At 57.4% G+C, this 16,335-nt stretch carries 16 protein-coding genes and 1 tRNA gene; 11 read left to right on the top strand and 6 right to left on the bottom strand.

The features are described from left to right. The first annotated feature begins 24 nt into the window (after positions 1–24). Positions 25–858: a UTP--glucose-1-phosphate uridylyltransferase GalU gene (gene galU, locus CHR62_RS06020; protein WP_093970945.1), complete on the top strand. Its 834-nt coding sequence runs from the start codon at positions 25–27 to the stop codon at positions 856–858. Here galU and CHR62_RS06015 read toward each other — a convergent pair. Together CHR62_RS06015 and waaC are read right to left on the bottom strand one after the other, a co-directional pair. Then, positions 821–2,176: a 3-deoxy-D-manno-octulosonic acid transferase gene (locus tag CHR62_RS06015; protein ID WP_093970944.1), complete on the bottom strand. Its 1,356-nt coding sequence runs from the start codon at positions 2,174–2,176 to the stop codon at positions 821–823. The genes galU and CHR62_RS06015 overlap by 38 nt on opposite strands. Further along, a complete protein-coding gene (gene waaC, locus CHR62_RS06010) occupies positions 2,173–3,135 on the bottom strand; it encodes a lipopolysaccharide heptosyltransferase I (protein WP_123660354.1) in 963 nt (320 codons plus the stop codon). Before waaC ends, CHR62_RS06015 begins: the two co-directional genes overlap by 4 nt. Positions 3,136–3,209: 74 nt before the next feature. Here waaC and galE point away from each other — a divergent pair, with 74 nt between their 5' ends. Beyond that, the gene (galE, locus tag CHR62_RS06005; protein ID WP_123660353.1) at positions 3,210–4,235 is read left to right on the top strand and encodes a UDP-glucose 4-epimerase GalE; all 1,026 of its coding nucleotides are present in this window, start codon (positions 3,210–3,212) and stop codon (positions 4,233–4,235) included. Here the strand turns inward: galE and CHR62_RS06000 are convergent. Further along, positions 4,168–5,658, bottom strand: coding sequence for a mannitol dehydrogenase family protein (locus CHR62_RS06000; protein WP_123660352.1), 1,491 nt, complete (start codon positions 5,656–5,658; stop codon positions 4,168–4,170). The genes galE and CHR62_RS06000 overlap by 68 nt on opposite strands. A gap of 188 nt (positions 5,659–5,846) precedes the next feature. On the opposite strand from CHR62_RS06000, the gene CHR62_RS05995 reads away from it, so the two are divergent. Then, entirely contained in the window at positions 5,847–7,529 is a 1,683-nt protein-coding gene (locus CHR62_RS05995; protein ID WP_123660351.1) for a sensor domain-containing diguanylate cyclase, read from the top strand. Between the two features lie 28 nt (positions 7,530–7,557). Here the strand turns inward: CHR62_RS05995 and CHR62_RS05990 are convergent, their stop codons facing one another. Continuing rightward, positions 7,558–8,712 carry a S1C family serine protease gene (locus CHR62_RS05990; RefSeq protein WP_123660350.1) on the bottom strand — a complete coding sequence of 385 codons (1,155 nt, stop codon included), beginning with the start codon at positions 8,710–8,712 and terminating at the stop codon, positions 7,558–7,560. 14 nt (positions 8,713–8,726) lie between these two features. On the opposite strand from CHR62_RS05990, the gene CHR62_RS05985 reads away from it, so the two are divergent. Beyond that, on the top strand, positions 8,727–9,503 hold the full coding sequence (locus CHR62_RS05985; RefSeq protein WP_093970939.1) for a Nif3-like dinuclear metal center hexameric protein: 777 nt from the start codon (positions 8,727–8,729) through the stop codon (positions 9,501–9,503). Positions 9,504–9,581: 78 nt separating this feature from the next. Here the strand turns inward: CHR62_RS05985 and mscL are convergent, their stop codons facing one another. Then, positions 9,582–10,040 carry a large conductance mechanosensitive channel protein MscL gene (gene mscL / locus CHR62_RS05980; RefSeq protein WP_093970938.1) on the bottom strand — a complete coding sequence of 153 codons (459 nt, stop codon included), beginning with the start codon at positions 10,038–10,040 and terminating at the stop codon, positions 9,582–9,584. 126 nt (positions 10,041–10,166) lie between these two features. Between mscL and petA the strand changes: the two genes are divergently transcribed. The 7 genes from petA (at position 10,167) to CHR62_RS05945 (ending at position 15,118) form a co-directional block, all read left to right on the top strand. Beyond that, the gene (gene petA / locus CHR62_RS05975) at positions 10,167–10,811 is read left to right on the top strand and encodes a ubiquinol-cytochrome c reductase iron-sulfur subunit (RefSeq protein ID WP_093970937.1); all 645 of its coding nucleotides are present in this window, start codon (positions 10,167–10,169) and stop codon (positions 10,809–10,811) included. A 52-nt stretch (positions 10,812–10,863) separates the two neighbouring features. After that, positions 10,864–12,252, top strand: a complete 1,389-nt coding sequence (locus CHR62_RS05970; RefSeq protein WP_093970936.1) for a cytochrome bc complex cytochrome b subunit — start codon at positions 10,864–10,866, stop codon at positions 12,250–12,252. Positions 12,253–12,273: 21 nt separating this feature from the next. Then, positions 12,274–13,119 carry a cytochrome c1 gene (locus CHR62_RS05965; protein WP_093970935.1) on the top strand — a complete coding sequence of 282 codons (846 nt, stop codon included), beginning with the start codon at positions 12,274–12,276 and terminating at the stop codon, positions 13,117–13,119. A 138-nt stretch (positions 13,120–13,257) separates the two neighbouring features. Beyond that, positions 13,258–13,866, top strand: a complete 609-nt coding sequence (locus tag CHR62_RS05960; protein WP_123660349.1) for a glutathione S-transferase N-terminal domain-containing protein — start codon at positions 13,258–13,260, stop codon at positions 13,864–13,866. Between the two features lie 5 nt (positions 13,867–13,871). Then, positions 13,872–14,315: a ClpXP protease specificity-enhancing factor gene (locus CHR62_RS05955; RefSeq protein ID WP_123660348.1), complete on the top strand. Its 444-nt coding sequence runs from the start codon at positions 13,872–13,874 to the stop codon at positions 14,313–14,315. A gap of 10 nt (positions 14,316–14,325) precedes the next feature. After that, complete coding sequence (locus CHR62_RS05950; RefSeq protein WP_093970932.1) at positions 14,326–14,940, top strand: nuclear transport factor 2 family protein; 615 nt, start codon at positions 14,326–14,328, stop codon at positions 14,938–14,940. A 102-nt stretch (positions 14,941–15,042) separates the two neighbouring features. Continuing rightward, positions 15,043–15,118: transfer RNA gene (locus CHR62_RS05945), tRNA-Thr, on the top strand. A gap of 113 nt (positions 15,119–15,231) precedes the next feature. On the opposite strand, the gene CHR62_RS05940 is transcribed toward CHR62_RS05945, so the two are convergent. Beyond that, positions 15,232–16,335 (bottom strand): sulfate/molybdate ABC transporter ATP-binding protein, encoded by a 1,104-nt coding sequence (locus CHR62_RS05940; RefSeq protein WP_123660347.1) that lies wholly within the window; start codon positions 16,333–16,335, stop codon positions 15,232–15,234.

Here is a 16,335-nt window from a genome sequence, read left to right as displayed (position 1 = left end):
CGTCGACTCTTTATCCAGATACCTATGAAACCAATTCGCAAGGCCGTTTTCCCCGTGGCTGGTATGGGCACACGTTTTCTTCCGGCAACCAAAGCCATGCCCAAAGAAATGCTGCCCATTGTCGACAAGCCGCTGATTCAATATGCCGTTGAAGAAGCAGTTGCGGCAGGGATTACCGATCTTATTTTTATCACTGGCCGAAATAAACGCGCCATTGAAGACCACTTTGACAGCGCCCCCGAACTCGAAGCCGATCTGGCTGCCAAGAACAAACAGGCGCTGCTGGATGCCGTGCGCAATGTTTTGCCATCGTACGTCACCTGCATCTACACGCGGCAGCCGGCGCCACTGGGTTTGGGCCACGCCGTTCTTTGCGCCGCGCCTATTGTGGGCAACGAACCCTTTGTCGTGCTGCTGGCCGACGACCTGATCGACGCCAACATGCCGGTTACGCACCAACTGATCGAAGCAGCGCACCAGCACAATGGCAGCGTGCTGGCCACGCACCACGTCGACCGTGCCGACACCAATAAATACGGCATTATTTCAGGCCACGCCGTCAACGACCGCACTGTTAGAGTCGGCGGGATTGTCGAAAAGCCAGCGCCCGCCGAAGCCCCTTCAACATTGGCAGTGGTGGGGCGTTACGTGCTAGAACCCGAGATTTTCGAGCACTTGCGACGCACGCAAGCCGGTGTGGGCGGTGAAATACAACTGACCGACGGCATTGCCAGCCTGTTGCAAGAGCGCCAGGTGTTTGGGTTGGAATACGAAGGCACCCGCTACGACTGCGGCAGCAAAGCCGGGTTTTATAAGGCCACTATGGAGCTGGGACGTAAATACCACGGGCTCTCCTGAGCTCGTTGATACCCGACACCACGCGGGCAACCGCGCCGGCATGCTTTTGAACCCAATGCGTGCCGGCTTCACCAATACGGTGCAAACGTTGCGGTTCGTCAAGTAACTGCAAGGCCTGCTGCAATGCGACCTCGGCATTCGGGGCGCGCAAAGCGGCGCCCTCTTGGATGGCGTCAAATACGGCCTGCTCGAAGTTATCGGTGTGCGGGCCGACCAGAACCGGGGTACCAATGGCGCAGGCTTCGATCAAATTCTGACCGCCGAAAGGCAAAAAACTGCCCGCCACAATGGCTACCTTGCTGGCCGCGTAATAGCGCGGCATTTCGCCCAGGCTGTCGCCCAGCAACACCAGTTGATGATTGCGGCTGCAAATGCGGGCATTGGCTGCGCCGGTTTCTCCTGATTGCACGAACTCGGATCGACGCAAAAACGAAATACCTGCATCGGCCAGCAACTGCGCGACATCATCAAAGCGCTGCGGATGACGGGGCACAATGCAAAACAGCACACGATCGGCCAGACTCACGCCCTGCCCCCGAGCCCGCGCCACCTGCTTGAGAATAGCCTTGATAAAAAGCTCGTCTTCGCCTTCGCGCGTACTCGCAATGGTGATCATGTTACGCGGCAGGGCTTCGGCAAAAGCGCGCCCGCGCTGCACGTGCTCTTTTGACAGTGACACATCGAACTTGAAATTACCCGACACGCGCACTCCCTGCACACCAGCCTGCTCAAGGCGCTGGGCATCTTGCAAGGTTTGTGCATACACCGCCTGAAAACTTTGATAGGCCTCTCGCATGACAGCGCCAGCCCGTAGGGTTTGACGCAATGACTGGTCGGAGAAACGCGCACTGGCCAACACAAGGGGAATATTCAGTGCGTGCGCCTCAGCAATGATGTTCGGCCAAACTTCGCGCTCGATGAGCACTGCCAGCGAGGGCTGATAATGTTCGAGAAACCGGCGGGCACTACCTGGGAAATCGTATGGCATCCATTGCTGCACCAACTGACCATCGGCAATAGCGTGAGCGAAGGCGCGGGCTGCCTCTTCACGACCCGTCACCGTCATGTGGGTTAATAAGACCTGATCGCCCTGATCGAGCAGCGCCTGAATAAAAGGCTGTGCAGCGCGAACCTCACCCAGGCTGACGGCATGCACCCACACCGGCGACGACTGGGTGGCCGGTTGCGCGTAGCGGCCAAACCGCGCCCCCGACAAGACTTCCCAACGACCACCGGCACGCCGCGCGCGCAATCCCATCCAGGCCATCAGCAACGGCGACAGCATACGGATGCTGACGTTATAGAAAAACCTGTTCAAAACGCCTCCGAGGCCAGGGCCTGGTCAATGGCACTGATCACCGTTTGTGCAGAAGGCGCCTGACCCCGCTCGCCCAGGCTCGCGGTATAGCCAGACCCTTGCAAGGGCGTGCGTACTGGCGTCGAGGCTTTATAAATGCCAATGGTCGGGCGCCCCAGTCCCGCCGACAAATGCGTCAGCCCGCTATCGAGGCCGACCATCAGGCGGGCCCTAGCCAACAGCCACGCAATATCGGTCAGGCTCATGCGAGGCATTACCTGCGCATTAGGCACGCCGGCTACCAAAGCCTGCGCGCGCGCCGTTTCGGCCGCATTGCCGGCCAACAACTTCAGCGACAAACCCGCTTGCGCCAATCGCTCGAACACAGCATGCCAATCTTGTTCTGGCCAGAGCTTATCGTCGCGGCTGGCTGACGGCATGACGACGGCATAGGGTTCGATAGCCTGACCCTCGGTAAACGCCTGCAAGCCGAAATCTGGCTCGCCCTCGGGGGTATAACCAAATGCCAGCCCGGCCAACTGCCGTTGCCGCGGAACCGCCGGCTGCCAGAACTCCACCCGATGTTTGACATCGTAAAAGAGCGATGCCAAAGGTTCGCGTGCCGATTTGCGGTCTAACCCGTGACGAACCCCCTGCGTTTGACGCACCAGCCAGATCGACTTCATCAGCGCCTGCATATCGAGGACGATATCGTAATGCCGCGCCTTGAGATTTTTCTTCAGGGCAGCACGTTCGGATCGCGTTTGCGAGGACCACCAGCTTTTACGCCAGCGGCGATGCGCCACCTTGATCACTTCATGAACCGCTGGATGCCACCCAGGAATTTCGGCAAAGGCCTCTTCGGCCAGCCAATCGATCTGGGCGCCGGGCACATGGCGGGCAATATCGGAAATTGCGGGCAGCATATGCACCAGGTCACCCAGCGACGAGGTGCGCACAATAAGTATTTTTTTCGTCATGGCGCGATTATAAAGACTCGGAAACCAGAAGAAACCTGTCAATTGAAACGGCACAAAACGCTAAAATACCGGCCATGACTTCGACCATACTTGTTACTGGCGGCACCGGCTTTATCGGCAGCCACACCACCGTCCTTTTGCAGCAGGCTGGCTACCGTACCCTGGTGCTGGACAACCTGTGCAACAGCAGGCTTAACGTTATCGACCGTATCGCCCAAATAAGCGGTACCCGTCCTGACTTCATCCAGGGTGATATCCGCGATACTGACCTGCTCGACACGCTGTTCAAAAATCACAATATTGCCGGCATCATGCACTTTGCCGGGCTTAAGGCCGTAGGCGAATCAACCCAATTGCCGCTTCAGTACTACGACAACAACGTCAACGGCACCGTCTGCCTGCTGCAGGCCGCGCAAAAAGCGGGCGTCAAAACATTTATCTTTTCGTCATCGGCCACGGTATATGGCGACCCGGTCAGCCTTCCCATCACCGAAGACCACCCGCGTTCGGCAACCAACCCGTATGGGCACACCAAACTGGTCATCGAAGACATTCTTGAAAATCTGTACAACGCCGAGCCGGACTGGCGTATTGCGCGTTTGCGCTATTTCAACCCGGTAGGCGCACACCCCAGCGGCCTAATTGGCGAGGCGCCGCAAGGCACCCCCAACAACCTCATGCCTTATGTGGCCCAAGTGGCTACTGGCCGGCGCGAGCGGCTTCAAGTGTTTGGCAGCGACTACAACACGCCCGACGGCACAGGCGTGCGTGACTACATTCATGTCATGGACTTGGCGCAGGGCCACCTGGCCGCACTGCAACACTGCAAAACCCAAAGCCGTGCCCTGCTAAGCGTCAACCTGGGCACCGGCAACGGTTTCTCGGTACTCGAGATGGTGCGTGCCTTCGAAGCGGCCAGCGGCCGCGCCATACCCTACGACCTGGTGCCTCGCCGACCAGGCGACATCGCGGCCTGCTTTGCCGACACCGAGCTGGCGGCAAAGCTCATTGGCTGGCGCGCCAAACTAGGTATCAACCAGATGTGCGAAGATGCGTGGCGCTGGGAAACTGGTCAAGAAAATCAAGCAACTGGGTCGTAACGCAACGCCGGAACTCCAGGTCTTCTGACAACGTCGCCCCGAATATATCGGACGACGCCAGCACAGTTTCGGTTAGCTCGTAAGGGTCTGCCGCTTCGCCGCCCAATGCCCGAATTTGCGCAGCCAACGGCCCGGCCCCCATGTCGTCAGACACGGCCTGCGATGCGCTAACTTGCATGAGATGACGCAACCAAGCCGCCACAACACGCGCGTGACGATCAATGGACAGCCCCTGGCGCAAACGATCGGCAACGACTGGCAGCACAGCGTAAGGCAACACTTGGCTGACTTCGGCAACCAACTGCCGCGTCGACACCCGCAAAGACGGATTGGCAAAACGCATCAACCATTGCTGCTGATACTCTTCCCAGGCAATGCCGGTATGTTTCTCAAGCGTTACGCCCGCGTCCGCCATCAACCCGACCATAAACAAGGTGATTTCGGGCTTTTGCATCGCCTGATAAAGGGTTTGGCAACCTGCCAGGCTACCCAGCAAACCTAGCGTTAAATAGCCCGCGTCAAGCAAGCGATAACGGAGTTCTTCGTAGGGCCCGACATGCGGCGTAAGAATGGCGCCCGCATTTTCCAAGGGCGGGCGATCGTTGCAGAACCAATCTTGAATGACAAACAAGGCATAAGGCTCGGTAATGACAGGCGCGGCATCGTGCAAACCCAGAATGCCGGCAGTTCGCTCCAGATCGGCCTCTTGGACTTGCGGCGTCATGCGATCCACCAAGGTGCAGGGGCATGCATATTGCTCCATGAACTGTCTTAACAAGCCAGGCACGCCCAGTTGCGGCTCGGCCTGCTCGATGTAATGCGCCAGCACACGCTGCAACACCTTGCCGTTAGCCGGCATGTTGTCGCAACTTAGCAAGGTAAACGGCTTGAGCCCCCGGGCTTGCCGCTGCGCAATCGCCCAGGCCAACACGCCAATTGCGGACTGCGGGCGTTCAGGCGTACGCAAATCGGCATTGATCTCGGGCAAGGCCTGATTCAGGCAGTCGCCGGCCGGGTCATAGCAATAGCCACGATGCGTAATGGTCAACGAAACCACGGCCGTATCGGGGTGCAACAACGCTGCCATGACCTGCTCACCTTGCTGGACGAGGTTGAGCACCGGCTTCAAGCTTCCAATGACACGTGCGCGCGTCTTGCGACCGTCATCAACCAACAAGGTATATAAACCATCTTGCGGCGCCAGCGCCTGATCGACCCCTGGGCTCTTCAGGCTGACTGCACACACGCCCCAATCGGCCTCGCCCTGTTCGAGCAGATCGTCGGCATAAACCGCCAAATGACTGCGAAAAAACGCGCCCGCCCCCAGATGCACCATCCGGACGCCTGCAGCCGCCCGGTCGTAGCCGGGTTTGGCCACGGTGGAAGGCAACTCAACCAACGTTTTTTCGCTTAATCTGTTCATGAGGATTTACCTGTGTAGAATTTGTCATTATTCAACGTGTGCATTACTTTTGGCAATTCAACGCAGCAACAAGGCAACCGCATCAAGCCGCCAAACTGCGCCACACCCAGAACCCGCCCGGCCCACCGGTCTTATAGCAGCCCCGACCGGTATAAACCAACCGCCAGGGCCCCAACAAAACAAACGATATGTTTTCTTCGTTTCGCACACAACTTATGCTTGCCCTGGGGGGCCTTACGTTGCTTGTCAGCGTCGGGCTGGTTGTCTACGTTGACCAGGCGTCGTCCGAACAACTCGCCACGGCCAGCAAAAACCGCCTGTCCAGCGTATCCGACGCCATTGCCCAAACATTGACCATCAGCATCACCGAACGCAAACGCGCCATTATTGTCCTGAGTCAGGCCCCCTCACTTCTCGAAAAATCTCTGGACGACGACGCCATTCAGGGATTGCTGGAAGACTTACAAGACGCTTACCCCGACTATGCCTGGGTCGGCGTAGCCGATGCCGAAGGTACCGTTCGCGCCGCTGCCAACGACCTGCTCGAAGGGCAAAGCGTTGCCAACCGCCCCTGGTTCATCGAGGGCCTCAAGGCTCCTCACTTGGGGGACCTGCACGAGGCCGTATTGCTGGCCCAAATGTTGCCCAATCACTCAAACGAACCGATGCGGTTTGTCGACTTTGCGGCCCCCATCATCGACAACAACGGCAATACGCTGGGCGTACTGGCCACACACGCCCACTGGAGCTGGGTGACCAGCTTGATAGAAAGCACGGTGAGCACGGGCTCGTTGTCCGATGGCATCGAAGTGTTCGTCATCAACTCGCAAAACGAAATCCTCTACCCGTACGCCAAAATCGGCGAACTAACGGTGCCCGATCTATCCGACGCCGGCCGGGCGCCTTTGGCCTGGGCCGACGGCGGGCTATTTTTAACCAGCACCAGTATCGTCTCCCCGAATACAAGCACGCAATTGGGCTGGAAAGTCGTCGTCCGCCAGCCTGTTGAGCTGGCGCTGGCGCCAGTAGAACAGTTGCGCAAGCGGCTGGCCCTGTTCGGCTTGCTGGTCGTAGCTATTGCCATGCTGGTAGCCTACATCCTGGCGCGTCGAACCAGCCGGCCCATCGAGCGCCTGCACCGCGTGGCCCGCGATGTTCTGGCAGGCGCCGAGGCCCCGCCAGAGCCCCGGCAATTCAAAGGCCCCTTCGAAATCCGCGAGCTTTACCGCGCCTTCCACGACATGACGCTTAATCTGCTGCAACGTAAAACCCAACTGGAAGAGGTCAACGCGTCGCTGGAACAAACCATTAACGAGCGTACGGCACAGCTGCGCGGCGCCAACGAGCACCTTGAGCAACTTGCGCGACTAGACAGCCTGACTGGGCTGCGCAACCGCCTGGCAGCTACAGAAAGACTGAAAGACGAGTTTTTGCGCTATAAGCGCAACGGCACACCCTACGCCGTGTTAATGCTGGACATCGACCATTTCAAACGCATCAACGACACCTATGGTCACCACGCAGGCGACCGTGCCTTGCAGGGCTGCGCGGCCGTACTGGCTGCCAACCTTCGTGAAAGCGATTTCATTGCTCGCTTTGGCGGCGAAGAGTTCGTTGTGATTTTGCCGGACACCAATCTGCTGAACGCCCACGAAGTTGCGGTCAAGATATGCCTGGCGATCAGCCAGACCCCACCCGCGGGCGTTGATGCCTTGACAATCAGTGTTGGGGTCGCCTGCGCGCGCCCTGCGCACCTTGAAAAAGACGATATGGCCATTGTGAATGATGCCGATCGGGCGCTGTATCGTGCCAAGACCAACGGCCGCAACCGCGTTGAAACCTGCACGGCCGAAGACGCCCTGATTGATTAACCTTGCACAGCCAAAGTCAGCCCGACTGCTAGCCGCGACGCCCTTGCGGCCGCTGCGCAACCCGTACTTCCAGGGTAAGCGACTTGCCGCTGCGCACAACTTTGAACGCGGCGCTTTTACCCGGCGCAAGGCGCGCTACCTTGCCTAAAAAGTCAAGCGTATCTCGCACGCGCTCGTCGTTGATGGCCACGACGATGTCGCCCACCGCGAGCCCCGAACGAGCCCCCGGCCCCTGCCGTAAAACACTGGCAATAATGACCCCATCGAGGTCGGGCAAGCCAAAAGCGCGGGCCAAGTCGGAGGTGATGTCTTGCGGTTCGACACCAATCCAGCCCCGGGTCACGTACCCCTGCTTGATAATTTGGTTTTTTACATTCAAGGCCACGCCGGCGGGGATGGCAAAACCAATCCCCAGCGAGCCGCCGGTTTCAGAGTAAATAGCCGTATTGATACCCACCAGCCGACCCGCCGTATCGATAAGCGCACCGCCCGAGTTGCCCGGATTTATGGCCGCATCGGTCTGGATGAAGTTTTCGTACATATTGATGCCAAGACGGTTGCGCCCCAGCGCCGAAACAATGCCCAGGGTCGTGGTTTGCCCGACACCAAAGGGGTTGCCAATCGCAAGCACCACGTCGCCCACAGCCAAATGCTGCTGGTCGTCAACGCCAATGGCCGGCACGTTTTTCAGGTCGGTCTTGAGCACGGCCAGATCAGTTTCCGGATCTGCGCCAATGAGGCGCGCCTTGGCCTGCCGCCCATCGTTCAAGGCGATTTCGATATCATCGGCCGCCTCGACAACATGGTAGTTGGTCAGGATATAACCCGCGCCGTCAACAACGACACCTGACCCCAGCGCCGTTGTTTTTCGACTGCGCGAGAACCCCGGCAACTGATTGAACAGTCGCGCCATATCCGGGTCGTTTAATAACGGCAGAATGGGCTCGACGACCTGTTTGGTGGTGTAGATATTGACGACCGCCGGCGCTGCACTGGCTACCGCGGCCGAATACGATGCGCTGCCTTGAGCGGCGATAACGCCCGACGGGGCCACCGTCGCAACCGGCAACGGCCCCTGCACAGGGCGCAAAGACAGCCAGTCGGGACGCAATGTGCTGACGATGAATAAAATACCAAGACAAACCGTCACGGTTTGCGCAAACAACAACCAAAGTCGACGCATAGGAATACGCACAGATGAAAACAGTAGCGACAAAAGATCTGGCTGCCTGGCTGGACAACACCCTGCAGGTTTCACAGTTTCGGGACTACTGCCCCAACGGCCTGCAAGTTGAAGGCAAAGACCAGATTGCGCATATTATCGCCGGAGTTACCGCTTCGGAGGCACTGCTACAAACCGCGATCGACCGAAAGGCCGATGCCATCATGGTGCACCATGGCTGGTTCTGGAAAAATGAAGACCCCCGGGTGAAAGGCCCCAAACGCCGCCGCCTTCAACTGGCTCTGCAGCACGACCTGAATGTTTTTGGGTTTCATTTGCCGCTGGATGCCCACCCGAAATGGGGCAACAATGCACAACTTGGCGAAAAATTGGGACTGACGCCGCTGCGCGACGAAAACGGAACCCCAAAAACATGTGGCCCCGATAACCTGGTGTGGCTGGGCACGTGCAAACCAAACCACAGTTTGCAGAACCTCTCTGATGACATCGAAGCTGCGCTGGGCCGCAAGCCACTTGTCATTGGCGACCCAACGCAGCGCCCGGCAAAAATTGCCTGGTGCACAGGTGGCGCACAAAATTTTGTAGAAGCGGCCATTGAGGCTGGCGCACAGGTCTACATTACGGGTGAGGCATCGGAGCAAAACTACCACCTGGCCCACGAAACCGGCGTTGCATTTATTGCTGCCGGCCACCACGCCACCGAACGCTATGGCATACAAGCCTTGGGCAAGGCCGTCGCCCAACAGTTCGGTATCCAGGTCGACTTTGTCGACCTGGATAACCCTATTTAAAACTTAACTCCCCGCCCGGACACCAGGCCAATTGCCAGGCTTGGCGTCTGGAAGCGTCGGCCCAGTCGGGCCGGGCACTTACTTCTTGAGCAAGTCGCGAATTTCGCGCAACAAGGCAACGTCTTCAGGCGTGGGCGCAGGCGCTGCGGGCACCTCTTCTTTCTGCTTTTCAAGGCGGCTACGGGCTGCGTTAACCGCCTTGACCATCAGAAACACCACAAAGGCCAGCAGAATGAAGTTGATAAGGATGGTGATGAAATTACCCCAGGCAAACACGTTGGCACCGGCCTTGACCAGTTCGTCGTAGGTTTGCGGGCCGGTATAGCCTTCGGGCGCCTTCAGCACCCAGAACAAATTGCGGAAATCGACCTGCCCGCCCAGAATAAAACTGATGATCGGCATGATCACGTCTTTGACCAGCGAATCGATGATCTTGCCAAAAGCCGCCCCGATAATCACCCCGACGGCCAAGTCGATCATGTTCCCACGTACTGCAAATGCCTGAAACTCGGCAATGAAGCCCTTACCCTTGCTCATGTTTTTATCTCCCGTGAATTCACCCAACGTCGGGCTAACGCTATAATACGCGGTTGGTAGAATATTCAATACGGTAAAAACGTTGAATGCAATGCCCTTTAAGGGGCATGAATTAAGGATACAAGAATGAGTCAGGATAAGTCACAGCACGACGCTGGTGCGGTTGATCTGAGCAACCTCCCACCCGATCCGTCGCGCCGTCTTTGGGTTACCACCGCCTGTGCCGTTGGGGGTGTCGCCGGGGTAGCCACCGCAGTTCCGTTCGTCGGCAGCTTTGCGCCGTCAGAAAAGGCAAAAGCCGCTGGCGCTCCTGTAGAACTCGACGTTGCCTCGATCCCGCCAGGCCAAATGCGCACAGTCGAATGGCGCGGCAAGCCGGTTTGGGTTCTGCATCGCACGCCCGAACAGCTCGAAGCGCTCAAAGGGCTTGATGGCGAACTGGCCGACCCCAACTCCGACCGCCCTGGCTACACGCCACCCTACGCCAAAAACGAATACCGCTCACGCAAGCCCGAGTACCTCGTTGCGGTAGGCATTTGCACCCACCTGGGTTGCTCGCCCACGCCCGAACTGGCCGCCGGCCCTGGGCCAGGCCTCCCCGCCGACTGGGAAGGCGGTTTCTTCTGCCCTTGCCATGGCTCTGCCTTCGACCTCGCCGGTCGGGTTTACAAAAACAAACCCGCACCCGACAACCTCGAAGTGCCGCCCTACGAGTTTTCGGCCGACGGCTCCCGAGTCATCATCGGTGTCGACGAAGACAACAAGGCGTAAGCCATTCAAACTTAATTCATATAGACGCCACTGATACAAAGGAACCGTTTCCATGGCTGGTGACAAAACCGTCGAAACGACAGGCCTCTTAGGATGGATCGACAAGCGCTTTCCGCTGACTCGATTGTTCAAAGAGCACATGTCGGAATACTACGCTCCCAAAAACTTCAACTTCTGGTACTTCTTTGGTTCGCTGGCACTGCTTGTGCTGGTCATCCAGATTGTCACGGGTATTTTCCTGGTCATGAACTACAAACCCGACGGGAACCTCGCGTTCAATTCCGTCGAGTTCATCATGCGCGAAGTCCCCTGGGGTTGGCTGATCCGCTACATGCACTCCACCGGTGCGTCCATGTTCTTCGTGGTCGTCTACCTGCACATGCTGCGCGGCTTGTTCTATGGCTCGTATCGCAAACCTCGCGAACTGGTCTGGATCTTCGGCATGGCCATTTTCCTCTGTCTTATGGGCGAAGCCTTCATGGGCTACTTGCTGCCCTGGGGTCAAATGTCCTACTGGGGTGCACAGGTTATCGTCAACCTGTTCTCGGCTATTCCTTTCATCGGCCCCGAGCTCTCCCTCTGGATCCGTGGTGACTACGTCGTTTCCGACGCCACACTGAACCGCTTCTTCGCCTTCCACGTTATCGCCATTCCGCTGGTACTTATCGGCCTGGTAGTTGCACACATCATTGCATTGCACGAAGTGGGCTCCAACAACCCCGATGGCGTCGAAATCAAAGAAGGCCCCAAAGACAGCAAAGGCCACCCAGTCGATGGCATTCCGTTCCACCCCTACTACTCGGTGCACGACATCATGGGTGTGGCCGGCTTCCTTATCGTCTTTGCCGCCATTGTGTTCTTTGCCCCGGAAATGGGCGGGTACTTCCTTGAATACAACAACTTCATCCCTGCCGACCCACTGAAGACCCCAGCGCACATCGCACCGGTTTGGTACTTCACGCCGTTCTACTCCATGCTTCGCGCCATCACCGATGATTTCACATGGGTTCTGGCTGCCGCTTCTGTGCTGGGCGCCATTGCCCTGTTCATCAAGGGCAACCTGCGCGGCCTGTGGCGTATCGTCGTACCGGTCATCCTCATTGTCGTCGCTGTCCTGCTTCGCACCATCGACGCCAAATTCTGGGGTGTTGTGGCCATGGGCGGTTCGGTTGTCATCCTGTTCTTCCTGCCATGGCTCGACCACTCACCGGTGCGCTCCATTCGCTACCGTCCTACATGGCACAAGTACTTGTACGGCATTTTCATTGTCACATTCCTGGTGTTGGGCTATTTGGGCACGCAGCCGCCCAGCCCGGTATTCAACCTCATGAGCCAGATCGGTACGCTGATCTACCTGGGCTTCTTCCTGCTGATGCCTGTCTGGAGCCGTATCGGCACCTTCAAGCAAGTCCCAGACCGCATCACGTTCAACGCTCACTAGGCCTTACGACACGGAAAGATTATGATTAAAAAGCTGCTTGGTGCTCTGGCGCTTTCTCTGACTTGCTCGGTCGCTTTTGCGGCGACCAGCAACTACGAGCTCGACACCGCACCCGACCGAATCAACAATATGGCATCGCTGCAAAACGGCGCCAAACTGTTCGTCAACTACTGCCTGAACTGCCACAGTGCATCGGCCATGCGGTATAACCGTCTGACCGACATCGGCCTGACCGAAGAAGAAATCAAAAAGAATCTCCTCTTCACATCAGACAAAGTCGGCGACCTGATGAACATTGCCATGCGCCGCGCCGATGGCGCTGCATGGTTTGGCACCACGCCACCTGACCTGTCCGTCATTGCACGCGCCAAGTCAACCAACCTGGGCCCTTCAGGTGTCGACTACGTCTACACCTTCCTGCGCACGTTCTACCGCGACACATCCAAAATGTCCGGCTGGAACAACGCAGTCTTCCCCAGCGTGGCCATGCCTAACGTCCTCTGGCAACTGCAAGGTCCGGTAACGCACACCAGCACACTGACTCACCCCGTCGACAAAGACGGTAAGGTTCAGTGGGAACGTGTCGTCACCACCTACGACGCTCAGGGTTACGGCGAATCGAAAACTGAAGCTGTACAAAACTACCGCGGTTCCGAAAAAACCGAGGCCCGGTTCCAGTACACCAGCAAAGCCCAGCAAACCCAATTCGACAACAACGTTGCCGACTTGGCCAACTTCCTGGGCTGGATGGCCGAACCCGACCAGCTGCTCCGCAAGAAGATCGGTGTTTGGGTCCTGCTGTTCCTGGGGCTCTTCCTGGTCGTCGCATGGCGCCTGAATGCTGCCTACTGGAAGCACGTCAAGTAAGCGCCAGCTGTCGCACTCAAGGTAACGGCACCTAGCCGTTACCCTCCCGGAAAATAGGCGTAAAAGTTCTTACGCCTATTTCCCTTTTCTGAGCAACGTTTTTTCTCGCTCCTGTTTTCTTTCAGAGGATCCCTCGCCATGATGGTGCTCTACTCCGGAACTACCTGCCCTTTTTCCCAACGCTGCCGCTTTGTGCTCTTCGAAAAAGGGATGGACTTCGAAATCCGTGACATCGACCTGTACAACAAGCCTGAAGACATTTCAGTCATGAACCCGTACGGTCAGGTACCCATTCTGGTCGAACGCGACCTGATCCTGTACGAATCCAACATCATCAACGAGTACATCGACGAGCGCTTCCCGCACCCGCAACTCATGCCCGCCGATCCGGTCATGCGCGCGCGCACCCGTCTGTTCCTGTTCAACTTCGAGAAAGAACTCTTCATCCACGTTTCCGTACTTGAAAACCGTGCAGAAACCGACGAGAAGGTCCTCGAAAACGCACGCCAGAACATTCGCGAGCGCCTGTCGCAATTGGCTCCACTGCTCATCAAGAACAAGTTCATGCTGGGCGAAGAGTTCTCGATGCTCGACGTTGCCGTTGCACCTTTACTGTGGCGCCTCGACCACTACGGCATCGAACTGCCCAAAAATGCAGCACCGATCCAGAAATATGCCGAGCGCATTTTCTCGCGCCCGGCCTACATCGAAGCGCTCACCCCGTCTGAAAAAGTCATGCGACGCTAATCGTTATGTCAGAGACCCCGACCAAGCCTTACCTTATTCGCGCGCTTCACGAATGGTGTACCGACAACGGCTACACCCCACACATTGTCGTGACAGTAGATCAAAATACGGTGGTTCCCCGGGCCCACATCCACGACGGGCAAATTACCCTCAATGTGGCCTGGCTGGCTACCAATGGGCTGGTCCTGGGTAATGACTACATCGAATTCCAGGCGCGGTTCGGCGGCGTAAGCGAAGACATCTTCGTGCCGGTCGCCGCCGTTTCAGCCATTTACGCTCGGGAAACCGGCGCGGGCATGGGCTTCGAGGTTGAACCCTCGCTGCCCTACCCCGGGGGCGAATACGCGGCGCCAGCCACTGCCGATCCTTCACCGGCGCAGCTGGCTACCGCCGAAGACCCTCCCCCCGACGACGACCCCAAGCGCCCCCATCTAAAAATTGTCAAATAGCGGAGACTCAATGGACGCCAAGCTTTTAGACGAACTCTATATCCGTCAAACTATCGAACGCTGGGCCGTATGGCGCGATGCAGGCGACTGGGATCGCTTCGAGACCGTGTGGCACCCTGACGGCGTCATGATGGCCACCTGGTTCCAAGGCCACCACAAAGACTTTATCCGGGTTACCCAAGAAGGTTGGAAAAAAGGCGTTAGCATTTTGCACTTCTTAGGCGGTTCGGCGGTCGACATCAATGGCGACCGCGCCATTGCTCAAACCAAAATGACGATCTCGCAACGCGGCGACGTTGAAGGCGTGTTGTGCGATGTCGTCTGCACGGGTCGCTTTTACGACTTCATGGTGCGTCACGAAGGCGAATGGAAGGTATTACACCGCCAGCCTATCTACGAAAAAGACCGCATCGACCCGGTTGACCCAGCGGCTTCGCTATCGCTCGACCACACCGCGCTGGCTACCATGCCTGCAGGGTACCGTCACCTGGCCTACATTCAAACCCGTATTGGCTACAACGTCAAAATGGACATGCCCATGCTGACCGGCCCGGAAGTCGATAACCTTTACCGCCGCGGGGCCAACTGGCTGGCGGGTGGCGACGGGGAATTCCCCAAGTTTTGAGGCACTGATCGAGGCCTTTAGACAACAATCTGGCCCCGATCATCAAACCCGCATCACGCAAGTTGCAACAACACTCGATTTTCGTAGTAGAATAATGGTCTTGCCGGTTTAGCTCAGTTGGTAGAGCAGCGCACTTGTAATGCGAAGGTCAACAGTTCGAATCCGTTAACCGGCACCACGTATTTATGCAGCAATGCTGCAGCAAAAAGGCCCTCAGAAATGAGGGCCTTTTTGCTGGGCGTGATCGGCTAAAAAATGCCTGACCACCGTTTTATGGTGCATTGAAAAACGCTATGCACCACCAGCAGAGGCTTGATTCAAGAAAACGCGCGCTTTCTTGGGTGTTAACAACAACTTGTCACCTTCTTTCAGGTTAAGCGCCCGAAATCGCTCTTCGGTCAGACTGGCCTCGATTAACGGGTCGTAGCCGATCGTCTGCTGGTGCTCCAAGGGCCAAAGCTCCAGACGCGCAACCGGGCCCACCACAATAGCTCGTTGTAGCTCGACCACGATGCCGTTATCGGCGCCGGCTTGCGTGTAGCGTGTCACCTCAAAATCGTGAGGACGTACAAAAGCCATGGCATCTGCATGCTCGGCGTGTTCAAGCTCAGGCGCCGCAATGCGGGCCCCGCCAAGTTGCATCGAACCCTTATGGGTCTGCCCGCGGAAAAGGTTAACATTGCCCAAGAAGCCGTAAACGAACGGGCTAGCGGGGTGATCCCAAACCTCTTGCGGAGACCCTACTTGCTCGATAACGCCCGAGTTCATCAAGACAACGCGGTCTGCAACCTCAAGCGCCTCTTCCTGATCGTGCGTAACAAATATACTGGTCACGTGCAGCTCGTCGTGCAATCGCCGCAGCCAACGCCGCAACTCCTTGCGCACCTTGGCATCAAGCGCGCCAAAAGGCTCGTCAAGAAGCAAGACTTTAGGCTCTACAGCTAGCGCGCGTGCCAACGCTATGCGCTGGCGCTGGCCGCCAGACAGCTGGGTAGGGTAGCGATCGGCAAGCCAGTCAAGCTGCACTAGCTTTAATAAATCGAGCACTTTCTTCTTGATCGCCGATTCGCTTGGGCGCACCGAGCGTGGCTTGACCCGAAGCCCAAAAGCCACGTTCTCAAAGACAGTCATATGCCGGAACAGCGCGTAATGCTGAAACACAAAGCCCACATTACGATCTTTCACGTGCAAATTAGTCGCGTTTTCACCGCCAAACGAAATAGTACCGGCATCGGCAGACTCCAACCCCGCGATAATCCGCAGTAACGTCGTTTTGCCGCACCCCGAAGGGCCAAGCAAGGCCAACAGCTCGCCAGACTCAATGTCCAGATTAACGTCGCGAAGGGCTTGGAACGACCCAAAACGTTTACTTAAGTGACGTATCTCAATACTCAT

Source organism: Pusillimonas sp. NJUB218, from assembly GCF_003788685.1.
Classification (GTDB): Bacteria; Pseudomonadota; Gammaproteobacteria; order Burkholderiales; family Burkholderiaceae_B; genus Neopusillimonas.
The sequence above is the reverse complement of the archived record's forward strand: the minus strand, read 5'-3'. Positions and strand labels throughout refer to the sequence as shown.